The organism is Mycobacterium sp. 050272 (genome assembly GCF_039023525.1).
Lineage (GTDB): Bacteria > Actinomycetota > Actinomycetes > Mycobacteriales > Mycobacteriaceae > Mycobacterium.
Genome location: NZ_JBCHKV010000003.1, coordinates 287,009 through 310,285 on the forward strand (window position 1 = coordinate 287,009; position 23,277 = coordinate 310,285).

The following is a 23,277-nucleotide window of genomic DNA, read 5'->3' on the forward strand; positions in this document are numbered from 1 at the left end:
TAAGCTGGCACGTCGTGACCGATCGCCCCCCCATGCGGCTACACGACACCGCAGCCGGTGCCGTGCGCGATTTCGTTCCGCTGCGCGAGGGGCACGTGTCCATCTACCTCTGTGGCGCCACCGTTCAGGGCCAGCCGCACATCGGCCATGTCCGCAGCGGCGTGGCCTTCGACATCCTGCGGCGCTGGCTGATGGCGCGCGGCTATGACGTCGCCTTCATCCGCAACGTGACCGATATCGAGGACAAGATCCTCGCCAAGGCCGCCGCGGCATGCCGGCCATGGTGGGAGTGGGCGGCGACCTACGAGCGCGCGTTCACCGCGGCCTACGACGCCCTGGACGTCTTGCCGCCGTCGGCGGAGCCGCGAGCCACCGGCCACATCACCCAGATGGTCGAATTAATGGAACGCCTGATCGAAAACGGCCACGCGTATGCCGCCGCCGGTGACGTCTACTTCGATGTGCTCAGCTACCCCGAGTACGGCCAGTTGTCCGGCCACAAGATCGATGACGTCCACCAGGGCGAGGGAGCGGGGACCGGCAAGCGCGACCAGCGCGACTTCACCTTATGGAAGGGCGAGAAGCCAGGTGAGCCCTCATGGCCCTCGCCATGGGGGCGCGGGCGCCCGGGTTGGCACCTGGAATGCTCGGCGATGGCACGCACGTATCTGGGTCCCGAATTCGACATCCATTGTGGTGGAATGGATTTGGTGTTCCCCCATCATGAGAACGAAATCGCGCAGAGCCGCGCGGCCGGGGATGGGTTCGCCCGCTACTGGCTGCACAACGGCTGGGTGACGATGGGCGGCGAGAAGATGAGCAAGTCGCTGGGCAACGTGTTGTCCATTCCGGCGATGTTGCAGCGGGTGCGGCCGCCGGAACTGCGCTACTACCTGGGTAGCGCCCACTATCGTTCGATGCTCGAATTCTCCGATACCGCCCTGCAGGATGCGGTGAAAGCCTATGTGGGAGTTGAGGAATTCCTGCACCGAGTGCGGGTTCGAATCGGCGGCGTGGTCCCCGGCGAGTGGACGCCGCGATTCGCCGACGCACTTGACGACGACCTCGCGGTGCCGATCGCGCTGGCCGAGATCCACCACGCCCGCGCCGAGGGCAACCGGGCGCTCGACGCCGGCGACCATGAAGGTGCGCTGCGGCACGCCGGCTCGATCCGCGCGATGATGGGCATCCTGGGCTGCGACCCGCTCGACGAACGCTGGGAGTCGCGCGACGAGACATCGGCCGCACTCGCCGCCGTGGACGTGCTGGTCCAGGCCGAGCTGGAAAGCCGCAAACAGGCGCGCGAGGAGCGCAATTGGGCTCTGGCAGACGAGATCCGGGACCGGCTCAAGGCCGCTGGCATCGAGGTCACCGACACCGCCGACGGGCCGCAGTGGGAACTGCTGGCCAGTGACGACAAGTAGATGGCCGGCAACTCGCGGCGCCAGGGGGCGATCCGGAAGTCCGGCTCCAAGAAGGCCCCGACCGTAGGCTCGGGCGGCCAACGGCGTCGTGGCCTGGAGGGCCGTGGACCCACCCCGCCCGCGCACCTGCGCCCCAACCACCCCGCCGCCAAGCGTTCCGGCCAGCCGCAGCAACGCCGGCCGGCCAAACGCACCGACGAGACCGAAACAGTGCTGGGTCGCAACCCGGTAGTGGAATGCCTGCGTGCCGGGGTCCCCGCGACGGCGCTGTACATCGCGCTCGGCACCGAAGCCGACGAGCGCGTGACCGAATCCGTGGCGCGCGCAGCAGAATCGGGCATCGCGATCCTGGAAGTGCCGCGCACCGACCTGGACAAGATGACCGCCAACCATCTGCACCAGGGCATCGCGCTGCAGGTGCCGCCGTACAACTACGCACACCCCGACGACCTGCTGACGACCGCGCTGCAGTCGCCGCCGGCGCTGCTGGTCGCGCTGGACAACATCTCCGATCCCCGCAACCTCGGGGCAATCGTCCGCTCGGTAGCGGCCTTCGGCGGCCACGGAGTGGTTATCCCGCAACGTCGTTCGGCTTCGGTGACGGCGGTGGCCTGGCGCACCAGCGCCGGCGCCGCGGCCCGCCTGCCGGTTGCGCGCGCGACCAATCTCAACAGAACACTGAAGAATTGGGCCGACCGCGGGGTACGGGTGATCGGATTGGACGCCGGCGGTGACACCGTGGTCGACGACCTGGACGGGACCGACCCGATCGTGGTGGTCGTCGGATCCGAAGGCAAGGGCCTCTCCCGGTTGGTGCGGCAGAATTGCGACCAGGTGGTGTCGATACCGATGGCCGGTCATGCTGAATCGTTGAACGCCTCGGTGGCCGCCGGAGTGGTGCTCGCCGAAATCGCCCGTCAGCGCAGGAGTTAACCGGGTTGGCCGGCCGGCTCGCGCGCCTGGGCGTGGTGCTGGCCGTGGTCGCCCTGCTGGTGCCGCTGCCGGTGTCCGCAGCGCAAGCGCCCGACTTCGATCTGCAGGCACATCGCGGTGGCCGTGGTGAGACTACCGAGGAATCGCTGCGTGCCTTCGCCAAGGCACTCGAACTAGGCGTCAGCACATTGGAACTCGATATCGTCATCACCAGGGACGGGCAGCCCCTGGTGTGGCACGATCCGACGATCGACGCCGAAAAATGCGCCGACACCGGGCCCGCGGTCGCCGACGATCCGCAGTACCCGTACGTCGGAAAGCTGGTGCACGAACTCACTCTGGCGCAGCTACGCACCTTGGACTGCGGTCGGCTGCTCGCCGAGTTTCCCCGGGCCGAAGTGGTGCGGGGCAACAAGATAGCGACCTTGCCGGAGGTCTTCGCGCTCGCCGACTCCTACCGGGCTTCGAATGAACCACCGGTGCGCTACAACATCGAAACCAAGGTGGAGGCCGACCGGCCGAGCCGATCGGCCGAGCCTCAGGAATTCGTCGACGTAATCCTGGGCGCGGTCAGGTCGGCGGGCAAAGTCGCTTCGGTCGAGATCCAGAGCTTCGATTGGCGGACCCTGCCGATGGTGCACCGGGCCGAACCGTCGATCCCGTTGGTGGCCCTGTACAACGAGGAGACCTGGGCGCCGGATTCGCCGTGGCTGGCCGGCGTCGACGCCACAGCTGTCGGGGACGCGGTGGTCGGGGCGCTGATGGTAGGGGCGAACATCGTCTCGCCCAGGTATCAGTTGGTCACCGGCAAGCCGTATGTCGATCACGCACATGCGTTGGGGCTCAAGGTTATTCCATGGACCGTCAACGATGCTAAGGCGATGCGCGAGCAAATCAGCTATGGCGTCGACGGCATCATCACCGATTACCCGACGCTGCTGCGCGGTGTGATGGCCGAGCTGGGCATGCCATTGCCCGCTGCCGCGACGGCGAGCTGACCGCTGCCGTGGTGCCGGCGGCGACGGTTGGCCAAGGCGGCACGCCACAGCATGCCCGGGCGCAGTAGCGCGGTGGCGGGGTCGACGAGCGCGGTCACTCTGATGAACTGATTGACGGCGTCGGGGTCGTATTCGGCGGCGGTGAGCACTCGATCTACGTACGCGTTCAGCAGTCGGGTGAGCAGCGATGGGGTGCCCTCGATTTCGGGTAGGCAGAGGTCGGGGCTGGCCGACAGTTCCCACGCCTGGCGGATCGGCACCGCCGCGGCCCGGAAGAAGCGCGTCGCCAAATCCCGTGTGCCGCTGAGTAAGCAATCGCGCAGTGTCAGCGCCTCGAGTGCGGCGACCGTCATGCCCTGGCCGTAGACCGGGTTGAAGCTACAGATCGCGTCGCCGATGACCAGCAGGCCCTGGGGGAATCGCCGCATCTTGTCGTAGCGGCGCCAGCGGCTGGACGGCGTACGGTGCCGCGTGGGTTCTCCGATCGGTTCGGCGGCTTGAATCGCGGCCAGCAGGTGGGCCGGTGCGAAGTCCTCGACGAACTCGCACATCGATATCAGGTCGGGGTGTGGACCATGACCCGCCAGGCCGGAGACGGTGAACATCCAGGTGTCGTTCTCCGAGTGCAGGATGCCCAGCGAACGCGGCCGGCCCGGCACGGGGCCGACGACGAAGCCGAGTTCGTGCAGCGCATCCGGTGCCATGCTCAACAACTGGCTCACGTAGGTCAGCTCGACCATGACCTCGTCCTCAGGCGGGCGGCCGTAGCCCAGGGAGTCCAGCCACGCCGGTGTGCGGGCGCCGCGCCCAGTTGCGTCGACCACCAAATCGGCTTTGAGCGTGCGGTCTTCGCGGGTGCGACGGTCGACCACCCGCGCCCCGTTGACGCGATGGTTGTCCGCCGTCGCGATCAAGCCCACGATGTCGTGCTCGTCGAGCAGTGTGACGTTGGGGATGGAGCGCAGGCGTGTGCGGACGTGATCCTCGAGGAACGGCCGGGTGGCGAGATAGGCGGTGAACGAGGGGGCGCTGCCGCGGCGCATCATCAGGTGCCCGCCCACGTCGTAGTACAGCTGCGACAGATCCCGGCCGTCGACGTAATGCGCGCCGTCGACGATCAGCTCGTCGAGGATGCTGGGGAAGAATTCCTCGAGAACCTGCGCACCGCGGGGCAGCAGGCCGTGCAGGTGCTTGCCCTGCGGCACACCCCGCCGGGGTACGCCGATGTCGGGCAGCGGGTCGCGCTCCACCACCGTCACCACGTCATAGAACTCACTGAGCGACCGCGCGGCCAACAGGCCGGCCATGCTCGCTCCCAGTACCACCGCGTGAATACCGATCTTCGCCATAGCCCACCGCCTGTGCTGAGCGCTTATCTGACGAAAGCCATGTTGCTGACGGCCGACCGTGGGCGGCAGCGTAGTCGACTACGCGACCGATACGTGGCGGCTACGCATCGGCTCGCCGAAACGTCGGCAAAGCCGCCCCTTCGGTGCTCTCGCACCGTTATAGTCGCCGAGTGATCGGCGCTGAGCCGCTGACCGGGCGCGACAGTGAATTGGGGATCATTCGCCGCGCCCTCAGCGCGGTAGGCAATCACTCGGGCGTGGTAGTCGCCGGAGCCGCTGGCGTGGGCAAGACTTGGCTGGCCCACGAGGCGCTGCGGCGGGCCGCGGCGGCGGGGGAGCGGACGAAATGGATCGTCGGCACCGACTCGGCGCACGTGCTGCCGTTGGGAGCGTTCATCGGCTCACTGGGTGAGGCGATGTCGAACCCGTTGACCGATGTACAACGAGTCATCAATTCGTTTGTCGCGCAACAGCGTCGAGGCAAGGTCGTGGTGGGGGTCGACGACGCGCACTTGCTGGACGGATTGTCTGCCCTCGTCGTCCATCAGCTGGCGCAGTCGGGCGGGGTGCGACTGGTGGTCACAATCCGCACCGGTAGCGACGAACCCGATGCGGTGACGGCGTTGTGGAAGGACGGGCTGCTGGAACGGCTTGATCTTGAACCGCTTTCGGCGGCGGCCACCCGCGAGGTCATCGAGAGCAGGCTGGACGGACCCGTCGATGCGCGCAGCGCGGCCCGGTTCCAAAAGCTGACCGGCGGCAACGCCCTGTTCCTGCGGCAGCTGGTGGCCGACCAGGTGGCCGCCGGGCGGATGCGCAAAACCGCCGGGGTGTGGATGTGGGACGGCGATGTGGCGGTCTCGGCGAGCCTGTCCGACACGCTGGGCCGTCAGATTGGCCGGCTGAGCCCGGGTATGGCGAAGGTCGTCGACACGTTGTCGCAATGCGAGCCGCTGGCCGTCGGCGTGCTCTGCGATCTGGTGGACCGCGGTGACGTGGCTGCCGCCGAGCGGATGGGGCTGGTGAGCATCGAGCGCACCGCCACCGGATTGACGGCGCGCCTGGCCCACCCGTTGTTCGGCGAGCTGCGCCGCGCGAGCGCCGGCGAGCTGTATCTCTCGGAAATCCGGGGCCGGCTCGCGACGCGGTTGGCCGACGACGGCGACGCAGACATGCAGGCCACCGTGCGCCGCGCGCTGCTGCGGCTCGAGTCGGATCTCGCTGCCGACCCTGGGCTATACCTGGAATCGGCGCGGCACGCCATGACGCTGCTTGATCTGGATCTGGCCGACCGTTTCGCCACTGCCGCCGCGAAAGCCGGCGCGCCCGGAGCGGCCGAGGTGCGGGCGATGAACCTGGTGCTGCTTGGGCGCGGTGAGCCGGCCGAGGCGGCGTTGCGCGAGATGGCCTGCGATGGCCAGCCCGGCTGCCACCACTGGGCGACCGTGCGGGCGGCCAATCTGATCTGGTGGCTCGCCAGACCGCACGACGCGGCCCCGATTCTCGCCGGCCTGGCCGCGGGCCCCGAGACACCGGAGCAGCGGGCCGAGCGGTTGGCAGTCCAGGCGTGCCTGGACGCGGTGTCGGCGCGCTGCGAGATCGCGGTCATAAATGCCCGCGCGGCATTGGATTTCCCGGAGCTCCCGGGGTTTCACGCGATGATGGCTTCGCTTGCGTTGATCATGGCGATGGGGGCGCTCGGTCAACTCGACGATCTCTCGGATATCGCGCAGCAGGCGCTGCGGCGCGCGACGACGTCTTTTCAGGCATCCCATATGCGATATTGGTTCGGCGCCGTCTATGGCCGCGCCTGTCGGCTGGCCGGACAGATCGACGAATTCGTCAGCACGGCAAGGCAACTGGCCGACTCGGCCCGCGAGATTCCCGGCCTGGCTTACGCGAACCTCTCGTTCCTGTTGGGCAACGCAGCCCTGGCCCGCGGCGCCGTCGCGGAGTCGGCGCGGTTGGTGCATGAGGCGGTTGCCGGGGTGCAAATACACTCGGTCACAACTGGATTACGGCCGGCGACCTATTTCGCACTTGCCGAAGCACACGCCAAGCTCGGACAAGCCGGCGAGGCCAATGATGCCGTTGCGGCCGCGCGCTCCTGCGTGCCGCCGGACTTTCTGTTCATGCACACCGCACTGGCGCTGGCCGACGGCTGGGCGATGGCGGCCAGCGGCCACCTGACCGAGGCCGTGGCGAGCGCACACGAGGCGGCACGCCTGGCCCGCGACCGCGCCCAGCCCACCCATGAGCTCGCCTGCATTCAGGCCGCGGCTCAATGGGGTGACGCTTCGCAGGCTGCGCGGGCGCGCGAGCTCGCCGATGAGTTGTCGCTGCCGCTGGCCGCCGCGGTCGCAGCACACACGGCGGCCCTGCACGCTGGGGACGGCGAAGGCCTGCTCACCGCCTCGGCGGCCTACCGCCAGATCGGTGACCGGGCCACTGCCGCCGACGCGGCGGCGCAGGCGTCCGTCGCGTTCGACGAGGGCCAGCACCATCGCCGCGCAATGTACGCCGCGGCGCTGGCCAGGGAGTTAGCCGATGAGTGCGGTGGGCTGCACACGCCGGCGTTGCGGACTCCGACCGGTATCAAACTCTCGGGTCGCCAGCGTGATGTCGTCGAACTCGTGGTGGCCGGGCTATCCAACCGGGACATCGCCGAACAGCTGGTGATGTCCGTGCGCACGGTCGAGGGCCACGTGTACCGGGCCTGTCAGCGAGTGGGGGCCCAGTCGCGCGAGGAACTGGCGTCGATCATTCGATCGGGACCCTGCGGCGGACGCTGAGATCGCCTCCCCGCCGAGTGTCTAGAGGCCCAGCAACCTGGCCGAGGACCACAGCGCGAGCACCGACACCACCAGGGCCGGGGGTACGGTGCACAGGCCGAGCCGGGTGTACTCACCGACGCCGGCTTCGACGTCGTGCTGGCGAAGCACGCGCCGCCAGAGCAGGTTTGACAGCGAACCGACGTAGGTCAGGTTTGGTCCGATGTTGACCCCGATCAGCACCGCCAGGACCGCGACCGGGCCGCTGGGCGCGACCAGCGGCAGCAGCACCAGCGTGGCCGGCAGATTGTTGACGACGTTGGCCAGCACGGCGGCCACCGCGGCGATGGCAAGCAGCGCGGGCAGACCCGACCCGTGCGGCAGCACGGCGGACATCGCGCGGTCCATCCCGTTGCGCGTGACCGCTTGCACCACGACGCCGAGTGCCAGCACGAACACCAGAAACGAAACCTGAGCCGAGCGAAGGATTTCCATCACGGTGGTGTGCCGGTGGCGCAGGCTGCGCACCGCGAGCGCCGCGGAGCCGGCCAGCGCCACCCACGCGGGGGCCACGCCCAGCGGCTCGGAGAACGCGAACCCGGCCAGGGTCAGCCCTACCACCACCAACACGAACACCGGCGGCCGGGACGCCGGCTCGAGTTGGTCCGGGTCGGGCGCGACGCGCAGATCGCGCGCGAAGAAGCCGCGGAAGACCAGGTACAGCGTGGCGACCGTGGCCAGCCAGGGCAACGCCATCACCAGGGTGAACTTGGTGAAGGAGACGTTCGCGACGTGAAACGCCAGCAGGTTGGTCAGATTGGACACCGGCAGCAGCAGCGAGGCGCCGTTGGCGAGGTGGGCCGTGGCATAGGCGTACGGGCGCAACGGAGTTCGCAGCCGGCGCACGGCAGCCAGCACTACCGGGGTCAGTAATACCACGGTGGCGTCCAGGCTCAGGACGGCGGTGATGACGGCTGCGATGACGAACACGTGGCGCAGCAGTCCGTGCGAGCCGCGCCGCGTTCGGGCGATCGCCGCGCCCGCGGCCTCGAACAGGCCTTCGTCGTCGCAAAGCTTGGCCAACACCAGCACGGCGCCCAGAAACGCGACCACTCCCGACAAGTCGGCGACCTGCCGGGCCGCCTGATGGACCGAGATCGCGCCGATCGCAACCACGATGAGCGCAGCAGGAACCGCGGCCACTGCCTCGGGCCAGCCCCGCGGGCGTGTAACGGCGAACCCGAGGACCACGGCAAGCAGCAGCAGCGAGACGGTTAAATACAAGGCCTAGACCATCCAAGGGTTTTCGCGTCGCCACACTGTCGGCATGTGCAATGCGACACCATCGCGGGTGGCCAGCTCATCGAGCACCTGAATGGAGAAGTCCAGGTCGTCACCCGCGTATGGCAAGGCCCGCAGCGGCTTTGACAGCGGACGGAAGAAGTCATCCCAGTGGATCAGGATCACTCGGCGCGCGCCCACCGCTTGCACGGTCTCGGCCCAGTAGTCGAGCAGGTAGGACCGGGGCTGCAGACCCAGCTGGCCGACCGATAGGTACACGGCCTCGGCGCGCTGTCCGGCGAGTGCACCCTTGACGAAGCCGGCACTGCCCTGGATCAGCAGTCGCTTGTCCGACGGCAGATGCTGGATCAGCGTCGACCACGACTCGCCGCACCGATAGGCCGATGCCTTCACCGGTGGGACCAGGGGCGCGTCGATCACGCCGGGGAACCGGTCGGGCGGGCAATGGTGCGACTCGATGAGCGTTACGTCGAAGGCGCCCAACCGGATTGGTTCCCCAGGCACCGCTATCATCAGACGGTCCTCCGGCAGGCCGTGGCCACGCCCGACGTTGGCCGCGGACTCACCGCCGACCAGCAGCGCTCCGGTCCGGTCGGCGACCAGCGCGGAATCCATCACATGGTCGACGTGGGTGTGCACCGGTATCACCGCCGACAGCCGCGACACCTTCGCCCGGGCCAGGCAGCCGTCCACCCGCACCGCTGACGGCGACAGCCGGCCGGCCGCGACCCGCGCCAGGCTCGGGCGCGAAAAATAGCCGTCGGTCATCAGTGCCGACGAGCCGTCGTCAATCAGCAGTGTTGCCACACCCATCCAGGTCGCCGAGAGGCCATCGGCGTCGGCAGCGGGCGCGTCGAATCGATCCGCATAGCGCGCGATGTCGGGGCGACCGAGCCGCAGGCGCATCAGCAGAACGGCCTGATGTCGATGCCCGCGGCCTCGAGCTGTTCGCGCACCGCGGTGGCGATCTGCACCGCGCCGGGTGAATCACCGTGCACGCAAACCGATTCCACGCTCACGGGAACCTGGGTGCCGTCGACGGCGGTGATCTGCCCGGAGGACACCATCGCCACCACGCGCTGCGCGATCGCCGCCGGGTCGTCCAGCAGCGCGCCGTCCTCTCGGCGTGAAACCAGTTGGCCGTCCGGCTGGTAGGTGCGATCGGCGAAAGCCTCTGCGATGGTGTGCAATCCGACGCGGGCGGCCTCTTCGAAGAACGCCGAGCCCGCCATGCCCAGCACCGGCAGCGTGGCGTCGGCCAGATATACCGCCGCTGCGACAGCGGCGGCCTGCTCGTGATTGGTCACGATGGTGTTGTACAGCGCGCCATGGGGTTTGATGTAGGAGACCGTCGAGCCGGCCGCGCGCGCGATCGCCTGCAAAGCGCCGATCTGATACACCACGTCGGCGACGAGATCCTCGACGGCGACATCGATGAAGCGCCGGCCGAACCCGGCCAGGTCACGGTAGCTGACCTGGGCACCGATGCGTACGCCACGCTCGGCCGCCAACCGGCACACCCGCATCAGGTTGGCGGGATCGCCGGCGTGGAAGCCGCACGCGACGTTGGCGCTCGTGACGATTCCGAGCATCGCGTCGTCATCGCCCAGGCTCCAGACGCCAAAGCCCTCACCCAAGTCGGCGTTCAGGTCGATAGCGGCCACCTGCCCAGCTTATTGCGGGATCCTGGCAATGATCTGATCGAGGAGGTTGTCGGCCGCGGCATCGGTGTCCTTGCCGAGCAGGCAGACCCGGGCCTCGGCGACGACGGAATCCTGCGCGGCCATCGCGTGCGAGCAGCCCCACCGCTGGTCTTCCTCCTGGCGCATCGCCAACGCGATGCGCGAGCCGCTGACTCGCAAGTCCTGGGTGAGGAAGTAGCTGTGATTGCCGTTCGAGGAGTGAAACCCGTACCGGCGCTGGGCGCATCCTCGCCAATCCTGTTGGGCACGCTGCAGCAACGCCTGGGCATCGCCGGCGGTGGTGAACGACGTGACGAGCTGCGTGGCATCAGCCTGGACTGCGTTGGGCGTGCTGAACTGGTTGCCTCGCATCGCGACATATCCGCTATGGGCGTAGGTCGTCACGTCGCCCACCGAACCGACTCCCAGGCAGCTGCGGTCGTCGATGATCGTCGATGAGTCCGTGGTGGCGGTGGCGGTGCCGATCAGCGCCATGGTCGCGCCGCCCACCAGGGCGACGATTTGCTCCTGACCCAGCAGCAGGCCGTCCAGCACGGTCGTCGGCATCGCGCGTGGTGCCGGGCCGGCCGCCCTGCCGGCGGGGAGGTGGGTCACGGGTGGGGCGGCCAGCGCCTTTCCGTCGACCGCCCGGGTGCAGCCGGCCGTCAGCACACCAGCGGCAAGCAGGGCGACGGGCCATCGGAGTACGGGGTACATCGCCTGCTGCTTCGCCACCTTCGCCTCGGGCTGGGACGCGCGCAAGCTTAAGTGCTGACCTCCCGCCGTCGGCCCAGCAGCCAGCAAAATAGATAAATCAGAAACGAGATCGTTGCAACGAACACCGACACCGGGACGCCCGGCGCCAGCGACAGCACGATCCCCCCCACCGCCGCGACCTCGGCGAAAACCACCGACGCCAGGATCGCCACCGCCGGCGAGGCGACCACCCGGGCCGCCGCGGCCGCGGGCGTGATCAGCAACGACATCACCAGCAACGCACCGACGATCTGCACGGCCTGCGCGGCGACCACCCCAACCAGCGCGGCGAACACGATGCCCAGCGCCCGCACCGGCACCCCGCGGGCCGCCGCGACGTCGGGATCGACAGTGGCGAACAACAGCGGCCGGTAGCAGGCCGCCAGGATGCCGATGACCAGCAGACAGACGAGTGCCAGCGTCGCCAGTCCGGTGTAGCCCACCCCGACGATCTGGCCGGTGAGCAACGCGAAGCTAGTCGTCGTGCGGCCGGGGTAGAGGTAGATGAACAGCACCGCCAGGCCCAGCCCGAACGCCAGCACCACCCCGGTCACCGAATCGCGTTCCCGGTCCCGCTGCCCGAGAACGCCGAACAGTGCGGCCGCCACCGCGCTGCCGATCAGCGCACCCAGGCCCACCTGAAATCCGACCAGCAATGCGAAAGCGGCTCCGGTCAGCGACAATTCGCTTGACCCGTGCACGGCGAACGACATTTGCCGCATCACGATGAACGGGCCAATCAGCCCGGCCGCCAGTCCCAGCAGCGCGGCCGCCAGCAGCGCCTGCTGGACGAAGTCGTGGCTGAGCAGTGCAGCGGTGATGTCAAACGAGAACAGATGATCCAGCACACCGGAGAGCTGGTTGTTCATAACGCGTGCCCGCTGTCGTCGCCGATCACCACGTAGCGGCCGTTGACCGTCACCACCTGGATGTCCGCCCGGTACAAGGTCGAGAGCGTTTCGGTGTTCATCACCTGCTCGACGGTGCCGATCCGGAAGCGGCCGTCGACCAGGTACAGCACCCGGTCGACGTACGGCAGGATCGTGTTGATCTCGTGGGTGACGACCATGACCGTGGTGTCGGCTTCCCGGCGGCGGCGGTCGATCAGCGCCGCGACCAGCTTGGCGTTGGCCGGGTCCAGAGCCAACAGCGGCTCGTCGCACAGCAACAGCATCGGATCGCTGGCCAGCGCCTGGGCGATGCGCATGCGCTGCAACTCCCCGCCCGACATCAGCCCGACCCGCACGTCGGCCAGCGACTCACCGTTGACCTGTGCCAGCGCTTGCCGCACGGCCAGCCGGCGGCGGCTGCGCTCGGCCGAACGCAGCGGCAGCACGCCCCAGCGGTTCCCGTCGATGCCCAGCCGGACCAGGTCGCGCCCGACCAGCATCACGTCCCGGTCGATCGGGCGGTGTTGGGGCACATAGCCGATGGCTCCGCTGCCCGAGGTGACCTCTTTGCCGTCGACGCGCGCGGCGCCGGCGCTGAGCAGCAGTTGTCCGAGCAACACCTTGAGCAGCGAGGTCTTGCCGGTGCCGTTGGGCCCCAGCACCGCGATGAACTCACCCCGTGACACCGACAGGTCCAGGCCGTCCCACAGCACGCGGTCACCGAACGCCAGTCGGGCACCGGTCAGCGAGACGGCCGGTGGTCGCTGGTCGGCGGTCTGCAGCGCGTGGTCAATTACGGGCATTGGCCCGGCCCGATCGCAGCGCGGCCTGCAATTGGTCGACGGTCTTGCGCTGCCAGGTCAGGTAGTCGGCGCCGTCGGGCAGCGTCTCGGTCACCAGCGTGACGGGAACGCCCGCTCGCCGGGCAGCATCCTGCAGGCCGTTGATCGCGGGCGTGGCGGTCTGCGGGTTGACCAGCACGGCCGCGACTTGGTGGCGGTTGACCAGGTCGAGAACGAACGCCATGTCGGCCGGCGACGGATCGGTGCCGTTCTCGTTGGCGGACATGAAACTTTCGGGGGTGCGATCCACCAGGCCGGTGGCCTTCAGCAGGTAGTACGCCACCGGTTCGGTCGCGACGACGGAGGTGTCGGGGAACGTGTTGGCGATGGTGCGTTCCGACGCGGCGATGTTGTCGACGTCGCGGCCGAACGCGGCGGCGTTGGCCCGATAGTCGGCGGCGTTGTCCACGTCGATGGCCGCGAGGCGGTCGGCGATGGTGTTGGCGACGGTCTTGGCAACGCCGAGGTCATAGAAGACGTGCTCGTTGGGCGGACTTCCGTTGTCCGCCTTCGGCGCGAACGAGTAGGCGTCCACCGTCTTGGTGTTCGAATGGCCGCTCAGCACCTGCGTCGCCCAAGGGTCGTAGCCACCGCCGTTGTAGATCATCAATCCGGCGTCCAGGATGGCCGCGGCGTCCGAGGCGCTGGCTTGATAGGTGTGGGGATCGACCGTGGCCCCGGACAGGATCGACTTGACGTTGACATGGTTTCCGGCGACGGCATGGGCGACGCTGCCCCACACATCGGTGGAGGCCACCACGGTGGCCCCCTGCGAGTGCGTCGAACCGGCGGCACCGCAGCCGGTGATCGCCGTCGCTGCGAGCACGCAAGCGGCCAACGCCGTCAGGATGCGCGTGCGCCCGTTTTGTTGTCCCATTTCGTCCCATCAGCGCTGACCGCGGGCGTGAAATTCCGGTGGCTGGCCGGCCCGCCGCGCCATAATACTAATGAAAATCGTTTCCATTAGAAAGTAGCAGATCGCGGCGGCTTAGGCGCGGGCGAGGACGCGCTGTAGCGTCGGCGAACGTGAGTCCCACACCGCGCCGGCGTGCGACTCTGGCGTCGTTGGCGGCCGAGCTCAAAGTTTCTCGCACCACCATCTCGAACGCCTTCAACCGGCCCGATCAGCTCTCGCCCGACCTTCGCGAGCGGGTGCTCGCGACGGCCAGGCGGCTGGGCTACGCCGGACCCGACCCGGTGGCCCGGTCGTTGCGCACCCGCAAGGCCGGTGCGGTCGGATTGTTGATGGCCGAGCCGCTGACGTATTTCTTCAGCGACCCGGCGGCCCGCGATTTCGTCACGGGAGTTGCGCAGTCGTGCGAAGAGCAAGGGCAGGGCCTGCTGCTGGTGGCCGTCGGACCGAGCCGCAGCCGCGAGGACGGCGAGGCGGCGGTGCTGGCCGCCGGGGTGGACGGTTTCGTGGTGTATTCGGTCCGCGACGACGACCCCTACCTGCAAGTGGTGCTGCGGCGGCGGGTGCCGGTGGTGGTCGTCGACCAGCCCAAGGGCCTGGCCGGGGTCTCGCGAGTGGGCATCGACGACAGGGCGGCGATGCGCGAGCTCGCGGCATACGTGCTGGGCTTGGGGCATCGCGAGATCGGGCTGCTGACAATGCGATTGGGCCAGGACCGGCGCCAAGACGTGGCCGACGCGGACCGGCTGCGCTCGTTGACTTTCGACGTGCAGCGCGAACGCATCACCGGCGTGTGGGACGCCATGCAGGCCGCCGGCGTGGACCCCGATTCGCTGACCGTAGTGGAAAGTTACGAACACCTGCCGGAATCGGGGGGTGAGGCGGCCAGGGTGGCGCTGGAGGCCAATCCACGGATCACCGCGTTGATGTGCACCGCAGACATCTTGGCGCTGTCGGCGATGGATTACCTTCGCGCACATGGCATTTACGTGCCGGGCCAGATCAGCGTCACCGGATTCGACGGGGTGCCCGAGGCGATCAGCCGCGGCCTGACGACGGTGTCGCAGCCGAGCCTGCGCAAGGGCCATCGGGCCGGGGAACTGCTGCTCAAGCCGCCGAGGTCCGGCCTCCCGGTCGTCGAGCTGTTGGAGACCGAGCTGATTCGCGGCCGGACCTCCGGTCCGCCGGTTTAGCCGGACGACTCCGAGTCGCCGATCAGCAACCGCACGGCCAGGTCGAGCCGCTTGCTGACATCGGTCGCCGACGCGCGGCGGGTAAGCCAGGCCAGCAGGTTCGACAACCACACGTCGGAGATCACCCGGGCGATGTGGTACTGGTCCTCGGTCGGTTCGCCGTCACTCATCGCGCGGGCGAACATGCTGTCGATCAGCTTCTCCACCTGGTCGACCTCGCTGGCCGCCGACGCGTCGGCGAAGACGTAGGCACGCGTCATAGCCTCGGTGAGCAACGGGTTGCGCTGCATCGCGCGGTTGAGCTTGCCGACCATGAAATTCAGCCGCTGAAACGGCGTGCCGCCCGCCATCGCGGAGCGGTCGGTTTTCGCGTCGATGCGTCCGAACTCCCGGCCCAGGGCCGACACCAGCAAGTGCACTTTCGAGGGGAAATAGCGGTACAGCGTCCCGACCGCCACGTCCGCGCGATCCGCTACCGCGCGCATCTGAACTGCCTCGTACCCGCCCTTGGACGCGATGGCCATGGTGGCGTCCAGGATGCGCTTGCGACGCTCGCGTTGTGCCTCCGAGCCCAGCTCGGATTCAGCCAGTACTGCCACGTTCATGACCTCGCGTGGCTGCGACTCAGGGACGTGGCCAGAGTTAGCGTTCGCGGACGACATCTGACGGGTTGCTCCTCTTTCGGGTGGTTCGTTCGCAAACGATAACCAAGTCGTGCGTGAATTTCCCACCTCCATCCCGCCTGGGCAGCGAGCTGTCCTGCTGCAATGGCGTTCGACCAACGGTCGATCGCTGCCACTATTAGAACACGTTCTAGTGGCGCAAAACGAGGACGTCCACGACGCGCGATGGCTCTGGGCTCCTCACGGCAACGTGGTGACGGTGCCTGAGGTCAGTAGGTCGGTGTAGTAGCTGCCACCCGGGTAGAAATCGGGCGTGATTGTTCCCGCGAACATGTCGGTGATCCAGCCTCGCGTCAGACCCCATACCGCCGCCACATTCGCGGGCTTCGGACGACCGCATACCAGGTTTTCGTAACCTGGTGACGACATGCCGAGCGCGTCGCCGTGGGCGCCGGTGGTCACCTTCACTCCGAGAAAAGCCCGATCCGGCAGATACCGTTCGAGGGCCCTGGTGCCGCTTCGGAAGGCGTTGCAGAGCAGGTGCGGTGACGCCGTGGCGTAGATCGGCAGGGTAGTGCTGGCCAGCCCGGTCAACGCTTTGTCGGTGTTAGAGCCGATGAATGACTTGACGCCGTCTTCGCTGATGATGCCGCGCAGCTGACTGAAGGCGGCCGGGTAGGCGCTATGCAGGCGCTCGGCAACGTATTCGACGGCCTCCGCCCCGGCCGAATGCCCCACGAAGACCAACTTCTCGGGCATCGGCGTGACGGATCGGCCCAGATCTGACGTCGCCGCCCCCAACGACGATGCCAAGGCGCCATTCGGATCGTCTTTGTGGGCAAACACATCGGCGAGGTTGTCGAGGAAGCCGGTGTTGTCGATCAGGTGCTCCACGGTGCAGCCAAGGGGATGGACGGTGGGTAGCGTGGTGGCCATCACGAGGTAGCCGCCGTTGGCGAGCTCGGTGGCAAAGGCAGACCATACGAATTTGCCCTCGACGAAGCCGTGTTGCAACCACACCAATCCGAGCGGCGCCGTGCTCGGGACATACCACGTCGTCGGTACCTGCCGGGTCGAGGTCGCGCACGCAACGTCAATGGTGCTGTCGGCCGCCATGGAATCCCCCCGGGCTGGGCGCGGGGCGGCCACCATTGCGGCGATCGCGGCCGCGCTGAGCACGGCCGCGATGCAGCGGCCGGCGCGGCGGGCCAGCCAACCCAAGGTCATTAAGAAATTGAAACACTTGGGCCACCGCGTCGGGCGTGATCAGGCGCGAATGCAGCACTGGGTGGCGCATATGTTAAGCCGAGCAATCACGGGCCGCACGCACCGACGGTGAGCGCGACGGCATTCGACTTGACGGTCGATCGCTGGCACTATTAGAACACGTTCTAGTGGGCTGTAGCGTCCCTAACGGTCACGATGAATCAAGCACACGGAGGGCCCCAGGTGGTAGCGACCGTCACTGACGAACAGTTCGCGGCGCGCGAATTGGTGCGGGATTGGGCCCGCAATGCCACCTCCGGTCCCGGCGGCACCGTCGCGATCCGTGAGGTCGAGCAAGGCAATCCGGACGCCTGGCGTGCGGTGTTCACCCGGCTGGCCGACCTCGGCATCTTCGGTGTCGCGGTGCCAGAGGAACAAGGAGGTGCGGGCGGCAGCATCGAGGATCTGTGCGCGATGGTCGAAGAGGCGGCCAAGGCGCTGGTGCCCGGGCCGATCGCCACCACCGCGCTGGCCACCTTGGTCCTCACCGATCCCGAGGTGCTGTCCGCGCTCGCGTCGGGAGAGCGGTTCGCGGGTTTGGCGCTCGAGGGTGACGTCCAGTTCGACGGCGCGCAGGCATCGGGCACCGTCGACTTCGTGCTGGGCGGTGCCGACGGAGGTCTGCTGTTGCTGCCCGCCGGCGACAAGTGGGTCCTCGTCGACTCCGGCAGCGACGGCGTGCGGCTGGAGGCGTTGCAGGCCGCCGACTTTTCCCGGCCGCTGGCGCGCGTGGTGCTGACGTCGGCACCGGCGACCCCGATCGACGCGTCACGGCAGCGGGTCGAGGAGCTGGCCGCGACCGTGCTGGCGGCCGAAGCCGCCGGCGTCACCCGCTGGTCGCTCGAGACGGCCGTCGATTACGCCAAGGTGCGCGAGCAGTTCGGTAAGCCGATCGGAAGCTTCCAGGCCATCAAGCACCTGTGCGCGGAGATGCTGTGCCGCGCCGAGCAGGCCGAAGTGGCTGCCTCGGACGCGGCACGCGCGGCCGCCGCCACCTCCGACCAGCGACAGTTCTCGATTGCCGCCGCGCTGGCCGCCGGCGTCGCGATCCCGGCGGTGAAGGCTAACGTCAAGGACTGCATTCAGGTGCTCGGGGGCATCGGCTGCACCTGGGAACACGACGCGCACCTGTACCTGCGCCGCGCGCACGCGATCGGCCGGTATCTGGGCGGGACCGAGCGCTGGCTGCGCCGCATCACCGAGCTCACCCAGGACGGGGTGCGCCGACGGCTGAGCATCGACCTCGCGGAGGTCGAGGACCAGCGCGGCGAGCTTGCCGCGACCATCGCCGAGATCGCCGCGCTGCCGGCCGAGAAGCGGCAGGTAGCTCTGGCCGACGCGGGCCTGCAGGCGCCGCACTGGCCCAAGCCGTACGGGCGCGCCGCGTCGCCGGCTGAGCAGCTGCTGATCGACCAGGAGCTGGCCGCGGCCGGGGTTGACCGACCCGACCTGGTGATCGGCTGGTGGGCGGCGCCGACGATCCTGGAGCACGGCACGCCAGAGCAGATCGAGCGCTTCGTGCCCGCCACCACGCGCGGCGAATTCCTTTGGTGCCAGCTGTTTTCCGAGCCGGGAGCGGGCTCGGACCTGGCGTCGCTGCGCACGAAAGCGGTGCGCGGGGAAGGCGGCTGGTTGCTGACCGGGCAGAAGGTGTGGACGTCGGCCGCGCATAAGGCGGCCTGGGGCGTGTGCCTGGCGCGCACCGATCCAGATGCCCCTAAGCACAAGGGCATCACCTACTTCCTGATCGACATGAAATCGCCCGGCATCGACATCCGGCCGCTGCGCGAGATCACCGGCGACTCGCTGTTCAACGAGGTGTTCCTGGACAATGTCTTCGTGCCCGACGAGATGGTCGTCGGCACGGTGAACGACGGCTGGCGGCTGGCCCGCACCACGCTGGCCAACGAGCGGGTCGCGATGGCCAGCGGGACGGCGCTGGGCAGCCCGATGGAAGAGCTGCTCGAGCTGCTGGCGAAGCGGGATCTCGACGTCGCCGAGCAGGACCGGCTGGGGCGGCTGATCATCCTGGCCCAGACGGGTGCGCTGCTGGACCAGCGCATCGCCCAGCTTGCGGTCGGGGGCCAGGACCCCGGCGCGCAATCGAGCGTGCGCAAGCTGATCGGCGTGCGCTACCGGCAGACGCTGGCCGAATTCACGATGGACGTCGCCGAGGGCGGTGGGCTCGTCGACCGCAGGGCCGACGGCGACCGAGCGGTGTTCGACTTCCTCAACACCCGCTGCCTCACGATCGCGGGAGGCACCGAACAGATCCTGCTGACCGTCGCTGCCGAGCGCCTCCTCGGCCTGCCGCGCTGAGGCTCATCGCGGCGGTGGTGGCGGCCTCCAGGCGAGGAAGTGTCTTTCGGCCATGCGGGCCGTGACTTGTGGCCGCTGACCGAGCCTGCCGGTACTCCTAGCGTTGGCTGGGTGAGTTCTAATGCTGTCATTGCCCTCGTCGCCGTCGCGTTCCTGACTGCGGTGTTACTGGCCGCCTCGATCCGCATAGTCCAGCAGTATCAGCGCGGAGTGCACTTCCGCCTGGGCCGCGTGGTCGGTGTCCGCGAACCGGGGCTGCGGTTCATCATCCCGATCATCGATCGGATGTGGCGCGTTTCGATGCGCATCGTGACTATGCCGATCCAGTCACAGGGGATCATCACCCGCGACAACGTCAGCGTCGACATTGCCGCGGTGGCTTACTTCCGCGTGATCGACGCCCGCAAGTCCGTCGTCGTCATCGAGAACGTCAACGCCGCCATCAACCAGATCGCCCAGACCACCCTGCGTAATGTCGTGGGGCAGCACTCCCTGGACGAGGTGCTCGCCCAGACCGAGAAGATCAACGGCAGCATCCGCCAGATCCTCGACACCACCACCGTGGAATGGGGCGTGGAAGTCACCCTGGTGGAGCTCAAGGACATCCAGCTGCCCGACAGCATGAAACGCGCGATGGCGCGCGAGGCCGAGGCCGAGCGGGAGAAGCGCGCCAAAATCATTGCCGCGGAAGGGGAAGCGCGCGCCGCCGCCGCGCTGGGCGACGCATCCGACACGATGATGGCCCACCCGCTGGCCCTGCAACTGCGCAACCTGCAGACCCTGTTGGAGCTCGGAGTGGAAAAGAACACCACGATCGTGTTCCCGGCCCCGCTGATGAACGCGATCGGGGAGCTCACCAGCTTCCTGACCCGGGAGGCAGAGGCATCGAAAATGCTTGCGCGCGAAGGGGTTTCACCCGTCGTAGTCTGACCCGATGTGGTATTGCTCCAAACGTGCCGCCCGCTACGGCCTCCGGGTTAGTGGGCGCATCGCCGCGGTCGCTGAGGTCCGGCTGACGGCGCTAGCTGAATGTCGTGACCGCGCAGGTGCTCGGCGAGGTGATGTTGACCCCGCTGTAGACCACCTGAATGTGGGTGCAGGTGTAGACGGTTTCATCGGTCTTGGGCTGGCCGGTACCCCAGTCGGTGGAGTCGATGCGCCCGGTCGTCTGGTACTTGTCCGGCGGTCCTTCACCGAAGTAGACGGTCGTGATCTCGTCGGTGCCCATCGATTTCATGACCCGCTCGTACTGCCCGTTGGCGTGCGCGTCCAGGTAGGCCATCCGGTTGTTCGACCGGATCTCGGTGGTCTGGCGCGCCCACAGGCCCGGCGGGAAGCCGATCACCCCGCCATCGGGCGTGCGGGTGTCGGCCCCGGCGACGAAGTCGCAATGGCCATCGGACTTGAAGCAGTTGAGGAACATGTGCGTCTCCAGCTGGTTCGGCCCGTCCAGCGGAAACAGCGTGGTCGCGGTGTTGCTCGCCGCGCCGGCCGCGGGAGCCGGCGCAAAAGTCAACATCAGTCCGACGGCTGCCAACCCCGTTACCGATCGCATCACCGGCAATTCCTTCCGTCGAGCCCCTCGAGCGACTATTCGTCGTAAGTGACTTCTACCGAATCAGATTCCGGGTGAGATTGACAGGCCAAAATTAGCCCCTCGTCGAGGTCCTGCTGCTCGAGCACGTCGTTGACCTCCATGTTGACTTTGCCGCTGCGCAACGTGCAGGCGCAGGCCCCGCAGTGACCTTCCCGGCAGGAGAACGGCGCGTCGAGGCCCTTGGCAAGCAGTACGTCGAGCAGTTTGGCGCTGCGCGGCCACGACACGGTGTGGGTCTCGCCGTCCAGTTCCACCACCGCGGTGGCCGGCGGCTGGTCGCCCTCATCGGTGTCCTCGATCGTCACCGCGGCGAACGGATCCGAATCCAGCGACTTGAACACCTCGATATGCACCTGCGGCGCAGGCACGTCCAGCGTCTCCAGCGCCTGGCGGGCGGCGTCCATGAACGGGCCCGGCCCGCAGATGAAGGCGTGCCGATCGGTGAACGGCGTGGCCAGCTTCGCCAGTGCCGCGGCGCTGGGCAGACCCTGCAGCGATTCCAGCCAGTGCAGCACCGTGAGCCGGTCGGGATACTTGGCGGCCAGTTCGCGCAGCCCATCGGCGAAGATCACCGAGCCTTCGTCGCGGTTGGCGTAGACCAGCGTCACCTGTCCGCTGCCCTCGGACAGCGCCGACTTGCAGATCGACATGATCGGGGTGATCCCGCTGCCGGCGGCCAGCAGCAGGAAATCCTGGTCGAGCGTCTTGGGAACGAAGTTGCCCGACGGGGCCAGCACGTGGATCCGCATGCCCTGGCGTGCGTTGTCACACAGCCAGTTGGACGCATATCCGTCCGCGGTCCGTTTCACCGTGACCGCGAGCGCATCATCGGTGAACGGCGAGCTGCACAACGAGTAGCAGCGTGCCACCGAGCCGGTACGGTCGCTGGGCACCCGCAGTGTCAGGAACTGGCCAGGCGCGTAGCGCAGCCGCTCCGGCGGGATCTCCGGGTCACCCGATGCGTCCGGCACCGCGAAAACCAGCGAGCGTGCGTCGTCGGTCTCGTCGATGACCTCGGCGATCTGCAGTTCAAGGACGTGGTCGCCGAGCGGCTCGTCCAGGTCTGCTTTCGTCAAGACCCGCCCTCCCTTTCCTGACAACTAGAACATGTTACAGAAAACCCAATTCATATCGCCACCAGGCGCAGGCATACCCTGCTCGACACAAATCAGAACATGTTCTAGTCTGCTGTGTAAGTCCACTGAGTAAGTCTGGCCCAGGAGGCAAACCTAGTGACGTCCATTCAACAGCGTGATGCGCAGTCGGTCTTAGCGGGGATCGACGATCTGCTTCCCAGGATCCGGAAGCGCGCTCAGGCGACAGAGGACCTGCGCCGGCTGCCCGAGGAGACCGTTGCCGAGCTCGACGAGGTCGGCTTCTTCACGCTGCTGCAGCCCGAACAGTGGGGTGGTCTGCAATGCGACCCCGCGCTGTTCTACGAGGCCGTGCGGCGGCTGGCCAGCGCCTGTGGCTCCACCGGCTGGGTGAGCTCGATCATCGGCGTGCACAACTGGCACCTGGCACTGTTCGACCAGCAGGCCCAGGAGGAGGTCTGGGGCGAGGACCCCAAGACTCGGGTCTCGTCGTCGTATGCCCCGATGGGCGCCGGCGTGGTCACCGACGGTGGCTACCTGGTCAATGGATCGTGGAACTGGTCGTCGGGTTGCGATCACGCCACCTGGGCATTCCTGGGCGGACCCGTGATCAAGGACGGTCGGCCCGTCGACTTCGGCAGTTTCCTGATCCCGCGCAGTGAGTACCGCATCGACGACGTATGGCATGTCGTGGGCCTGCGTGGCACCGGCAGCAACACCGTCGTCGTCAAGGACGTCTTCGTGCCTCGGCACCGGTTCCTGTCCTACAAGGCCATGAACGACGGCACCGCGGGCGGGTATCAGACCAACACCGCACCGGTCTACAAGATGCCTTGGGGCACAATGCATCCCACCACCATTTCGGCTCCGATTGTCGGGATGGCCTACGGCGCGTACGACGCACACGTCGAGCACCAAGGCAAGCGGGTGCGCGCGGCGTTCGCCGGTGAGAAGGCCAAGGACGACCCGTTCGCCAAGGTGCGTATCGCCGAGGCGGCCAGCGACATCGACGCCGCGTGGCGTCAGCTCAGCGGAAACGTCGCCGACGAGTACGCGCTGTTGTCGGCCGGCAAGGAGATCCCGTTCGAGCTGCGCGCCCGCGCGCGCCGCGACCAGGTCCGCGCCACCGGCCGGGCGATCGCCTCGATCGACCGGCTGTTCGAGGCGTCCGGTGCTACCGCACTGGGCAATGACCAACCGGTGCAACGTTTCTGGCGCGACGCACACGCCGGCCGGGTGCACGCGGCCAACGATCCCGAGCGGGCCTACCAGATCTTCGGGAACAACGAGTTCGGGTTGCCGCCCGGCGACACCATGGTCTAGCC

At 67.8% G+C, this 23,277-nt stretch carries 20 protein-coding genes; 8 read left to right on the top strand and 12 right to left on the bottom strand.

Features of this window, described 5'->3' with window-relative positions:
* The first annotated feature begins 14 nt into the window (after positions 1-14).
* Genes cysS through AAHS21_RS09130 form a run of 3 tightly spaced genes read left to right on the top strand, consistent with a single transcriptional unit; the run spans position 15 to position 3,355 of the window.
* A complete protein-coding gene (gene cysS, locus AAHS21_RS09120; protein ID WP_342927348.1) occupies positions 15-1,424 on the top strand; it encodes a cysteine--tRNA ligase in 1,410 nt (469 codons plus the stop codon).
* On the top strand, positions 1,425-2,357 hold the full coding sequence (gene rlmB, locus AAHS21_RS09125) for a 23S rRNA (guanosine(2251)-2'-O)-methyltransferase RlmB (protein WP_342927349.1): 933 nt from the start codon (positions 1,425-1,427) through the stop codon (positions 2,355-2,357).
* Positions 2,358-2,392: 35 nt separating this feature from the next.
* Positions 2,393-3,355 (top strand): glycerophosphodiester phosphodiesterase, encoded by a 963-nt coding sequence (locus tag AAHS21_RS09130; protein WP_342927510.1) that lies wholly within the window; start codon positions 2,393-2,395, stop codon positions 3,353-3,355.
* On the opposite strand, the gene AAHS21_RS09135 is transcribed toward AAHS21_RS09130, so the two are convergent.
* The gene (locus AAHS21_RS09135) at positions 3,283-4,704 is read right to left on the bottom strand and encodes a 2-polyprenyl-6-methoxyphenol hydroxylase-like oxidoreductase (RefSeq protein ID WP_342927350.1); all 1,422 of its coding nucleotides are present in this window, start codon (positions 4,702-4,704) and stop codon (positions 3,283-3,285) included. The genes AAHS21_RS09130 and AAHS21_RS09135 overlap by 73 nt on opposite strands.
* Positions 4,705-4,874: 170 nt before the next feature.
* Between AAHS21_RS09135 and AAHS21_RS09140 the strand changes: the two genes are divergently transcribed.
* A complete protein-coding gene (locus AAHS21_RS09140; protein WP_342927351.1) occupies positions 4,875-7,496 on the top strand; it encodes a LuxR C-terminal-related transcriptional regulator in 2,622 nt (873 codons plus the stop codon).
* Between the two features lie 21 nt (positions 7,497-7,517).
* Here AAHS21_RS09140 and AAHS21_RS09145 read toward each other — a convergent pair whose 3' ends face one another.
* From AAHS21_RS09145 to AAHS21_RS09175, 7 genes are read right to left on the bottom strand one after another with little or no spacing between them, the layout of a single operon-like run.
* Entirely contained in the window at positions 7,518-8,759 is a 1,242-nt protein-coding gene (locus AAHS21_RS09145; protein ID WP_342927352.1) for an SLC13 family permease, read from the bottom strand.
* 3 nt (positions 8,760-8,762) lie between these two features.
* Positions 8,763-9,683: an MBL fold metallo-hydrolase gene (locus tag AAHS21_RS09150; protein WP_342927353.1), complete on the bottom strand. Its 921-nt coding sequence runs from the start codon at positions 9,681-9,683 to the stop codon at positions 8,763-8,765.
* A complete protein-coding gene (locus AAHS21_RS09155; RefSeq protein WP_342927354.1) occupies positions 9,683-10,441 on the bottom strand; it encodes a 5-oxoprolinase subunit PxpA in 759 nt (252 codons plus the stop codon). The genes AAHS21_RS09150 and AAHS21_RS09155 overlap by 1 nt, the downstream gene beginning before the upstream one ends.
* 9 nt (positions 10,442-10,450) lie before the next feature.
* Positions 10,451-11,176, bottom strand: coding sequence for a sensor domain-containing protein (locus tag AAHS21_RS09160; protein ID WP_342927355.1), 726 nt, complete (start codon positions 11,174-11,176; stop codon positions 10,451-10,453).
* 47 nt (positions 11,177-11,223) lie between these two features.
* A complete protein-coding gene (locus AAHS21_RS09165; protein WP_342927356.1) occupies positions 11,224-12,084 on the bottom strand; it encodes a metal ABC transporter permease in 861 nt (286 codons plus the stop codon).
* Positions 12,081-12,908: a metal ABC transporter ATP-binding protein gene (locus AAHS21_RS09170; protein WP_342927357.1), complete on the bottom strand. Its 828-nt coding sequence runs from the start codon at positions 12,906-12,908 to the stop codon at positions 12,081-12,083. Before AAHS21_RS09170 ends, AAHS21_RS09165 begins: the two co-directional genes overlap by 4 nt.
* Positions 12,895-13,824, bottom strand: a complete 930-nt coding sequence (locus AAHS21_RS09175; protein WP_342927358.1) for a zinc ABC transporter substrate-binding protein — start codon at positions 13,822-13,824, stop codon at positions 12,895-12,897. The genes AAHS21_RS09170 and AAHS21_RS09175 overlap by 14 nt, the downstream gene beginning before the upstream one ends.
* Positions 13,825-13,973: 149 nt before the next feature.
* On the opposite strand from AAHS21_RS09175, the gene AAHS21_RS09180 reads away from it, so the two are divergent.
* Positions 13,974-15,053, top strand: coding sequence for a LacI family DNA-binding transcriptional regulator (locus tag AAHS21_RS09180; RefSeq protein WP_342927359.1), 1,080 nt, complete (start codon positions 13,974-13,976; stop codon positions 15,051-15,053).
* Here the strand turns inward: AAHS21_RS09180 and kstR are convergent.
* Positions 15,050-15,652: a cholesterol catabolism transcriptional regulator KstR gene (gene kstR, locus AAHS21_RS09185; RefSeq protein ID WP_175364543.1), complete on the bottom strand. Its 603-nt coding sequence runs from the start codon at positions 15,650-15,652 to the stop codon at positions 15,050-15,052. The genes AAHS21_RS09180 and kstR overlap by 4 nt on opposite strands.
* A gap of 264 nt (positions 15,653-15,916) precedes the next feature.
* A complete protein-coding gene (locus tag AAHS21_RS09190) occupies positions 15,917-16,903 on the bottom strand; it encodes an alpha/beta hydrolase (protein WP_342927360.1) in 987 nt (328 codons plus the stop codon).
* A 222-nt stretch (positions 16,904-17,125) separates the two neighbouring features.
* On the opposite strand from AAHS21_RS09190, the gene AAHS21_RS09195 reads away from it, so the two are divergent.
* Both AAHS21_RS09195 and AAHS21_RS09200 read left to right on the top strand, forming a co-directional pair.
* Positions 17,126-19,261: an acyl-CoA dehydrogenase gene (locus AAHS21_RS09195; protein ID WP_342927361.1), complete on the top strand. Its 2,136-nt coding sequence runs from the start codon at positions 17,126-17,128 to the stop codon at positions 19,259-19,261.
* A gap of 111 nt (positions 19,262-19,372) precedes the next feature.
* Complete coding sequence (locus tag AAHS21_RS09200; protein ID WP_342927362.1) at positions 19,373-20,191, top strand: SPFH domain-containing protein; 819 nt, start codon at positions 19,373-19,375, stop codon at positions 20,189-20,191.
* A 91-nt stretch (positions 20,192-20,282) separates the two neighbouring features.
* Here AAHS21_RS09200 and AAHS21_RS09205 read toward each other — a convergent pair whose 3' ends face one another.
* Both AAHS21_RS09205 and AAHS21_RS09210 read right to left on the bottom strand, forming a co-directional pair.
* Positions 20,283-20,780 (bottom strand): hypothetical protein, encoded by a 498-nt coding sequence (locus AAHS21_RS09205; RefSeq protein WP_342927511.1) that lies wholly within the window; start codon positions 20,778-20,780, stop codon positions 20,283-20,285.
* 71 nt (positions 20,781-20,851) lie between these two features.
* Complete coding sequence (locus tag AAHS21_RS09210) at positions 20,852-21,934, bottom strand: ferredoxin--NADP reductase (protein ID WP_342927363.1); 1,083 nt, start codon at positions 21,932-21,934, stop codon at positions 20,852-20,854.
* A gap of 156 nt (positions 21,935-22,090) precedes the next feature.
* Here AAHS21_RS09210 and hsaA point away from each other — a divergent pair, with 156 nt between their 5' ends.
* Entirely contained in the window at positions 22,091-23,275 is a 1,185-nt protein-coding gene (hsaA, locus tag AAHS21_RS09215; RefSeq protein WP_342927364.1) for a 3-hydroxy-9,10-secoandrosta-1,3,5(10)-triene-9,17-dione monooxygenase oxygenase subunit, read from the top strand.
* Positions 23,276-23,277 lie beyond the last annotated feature (2 nt).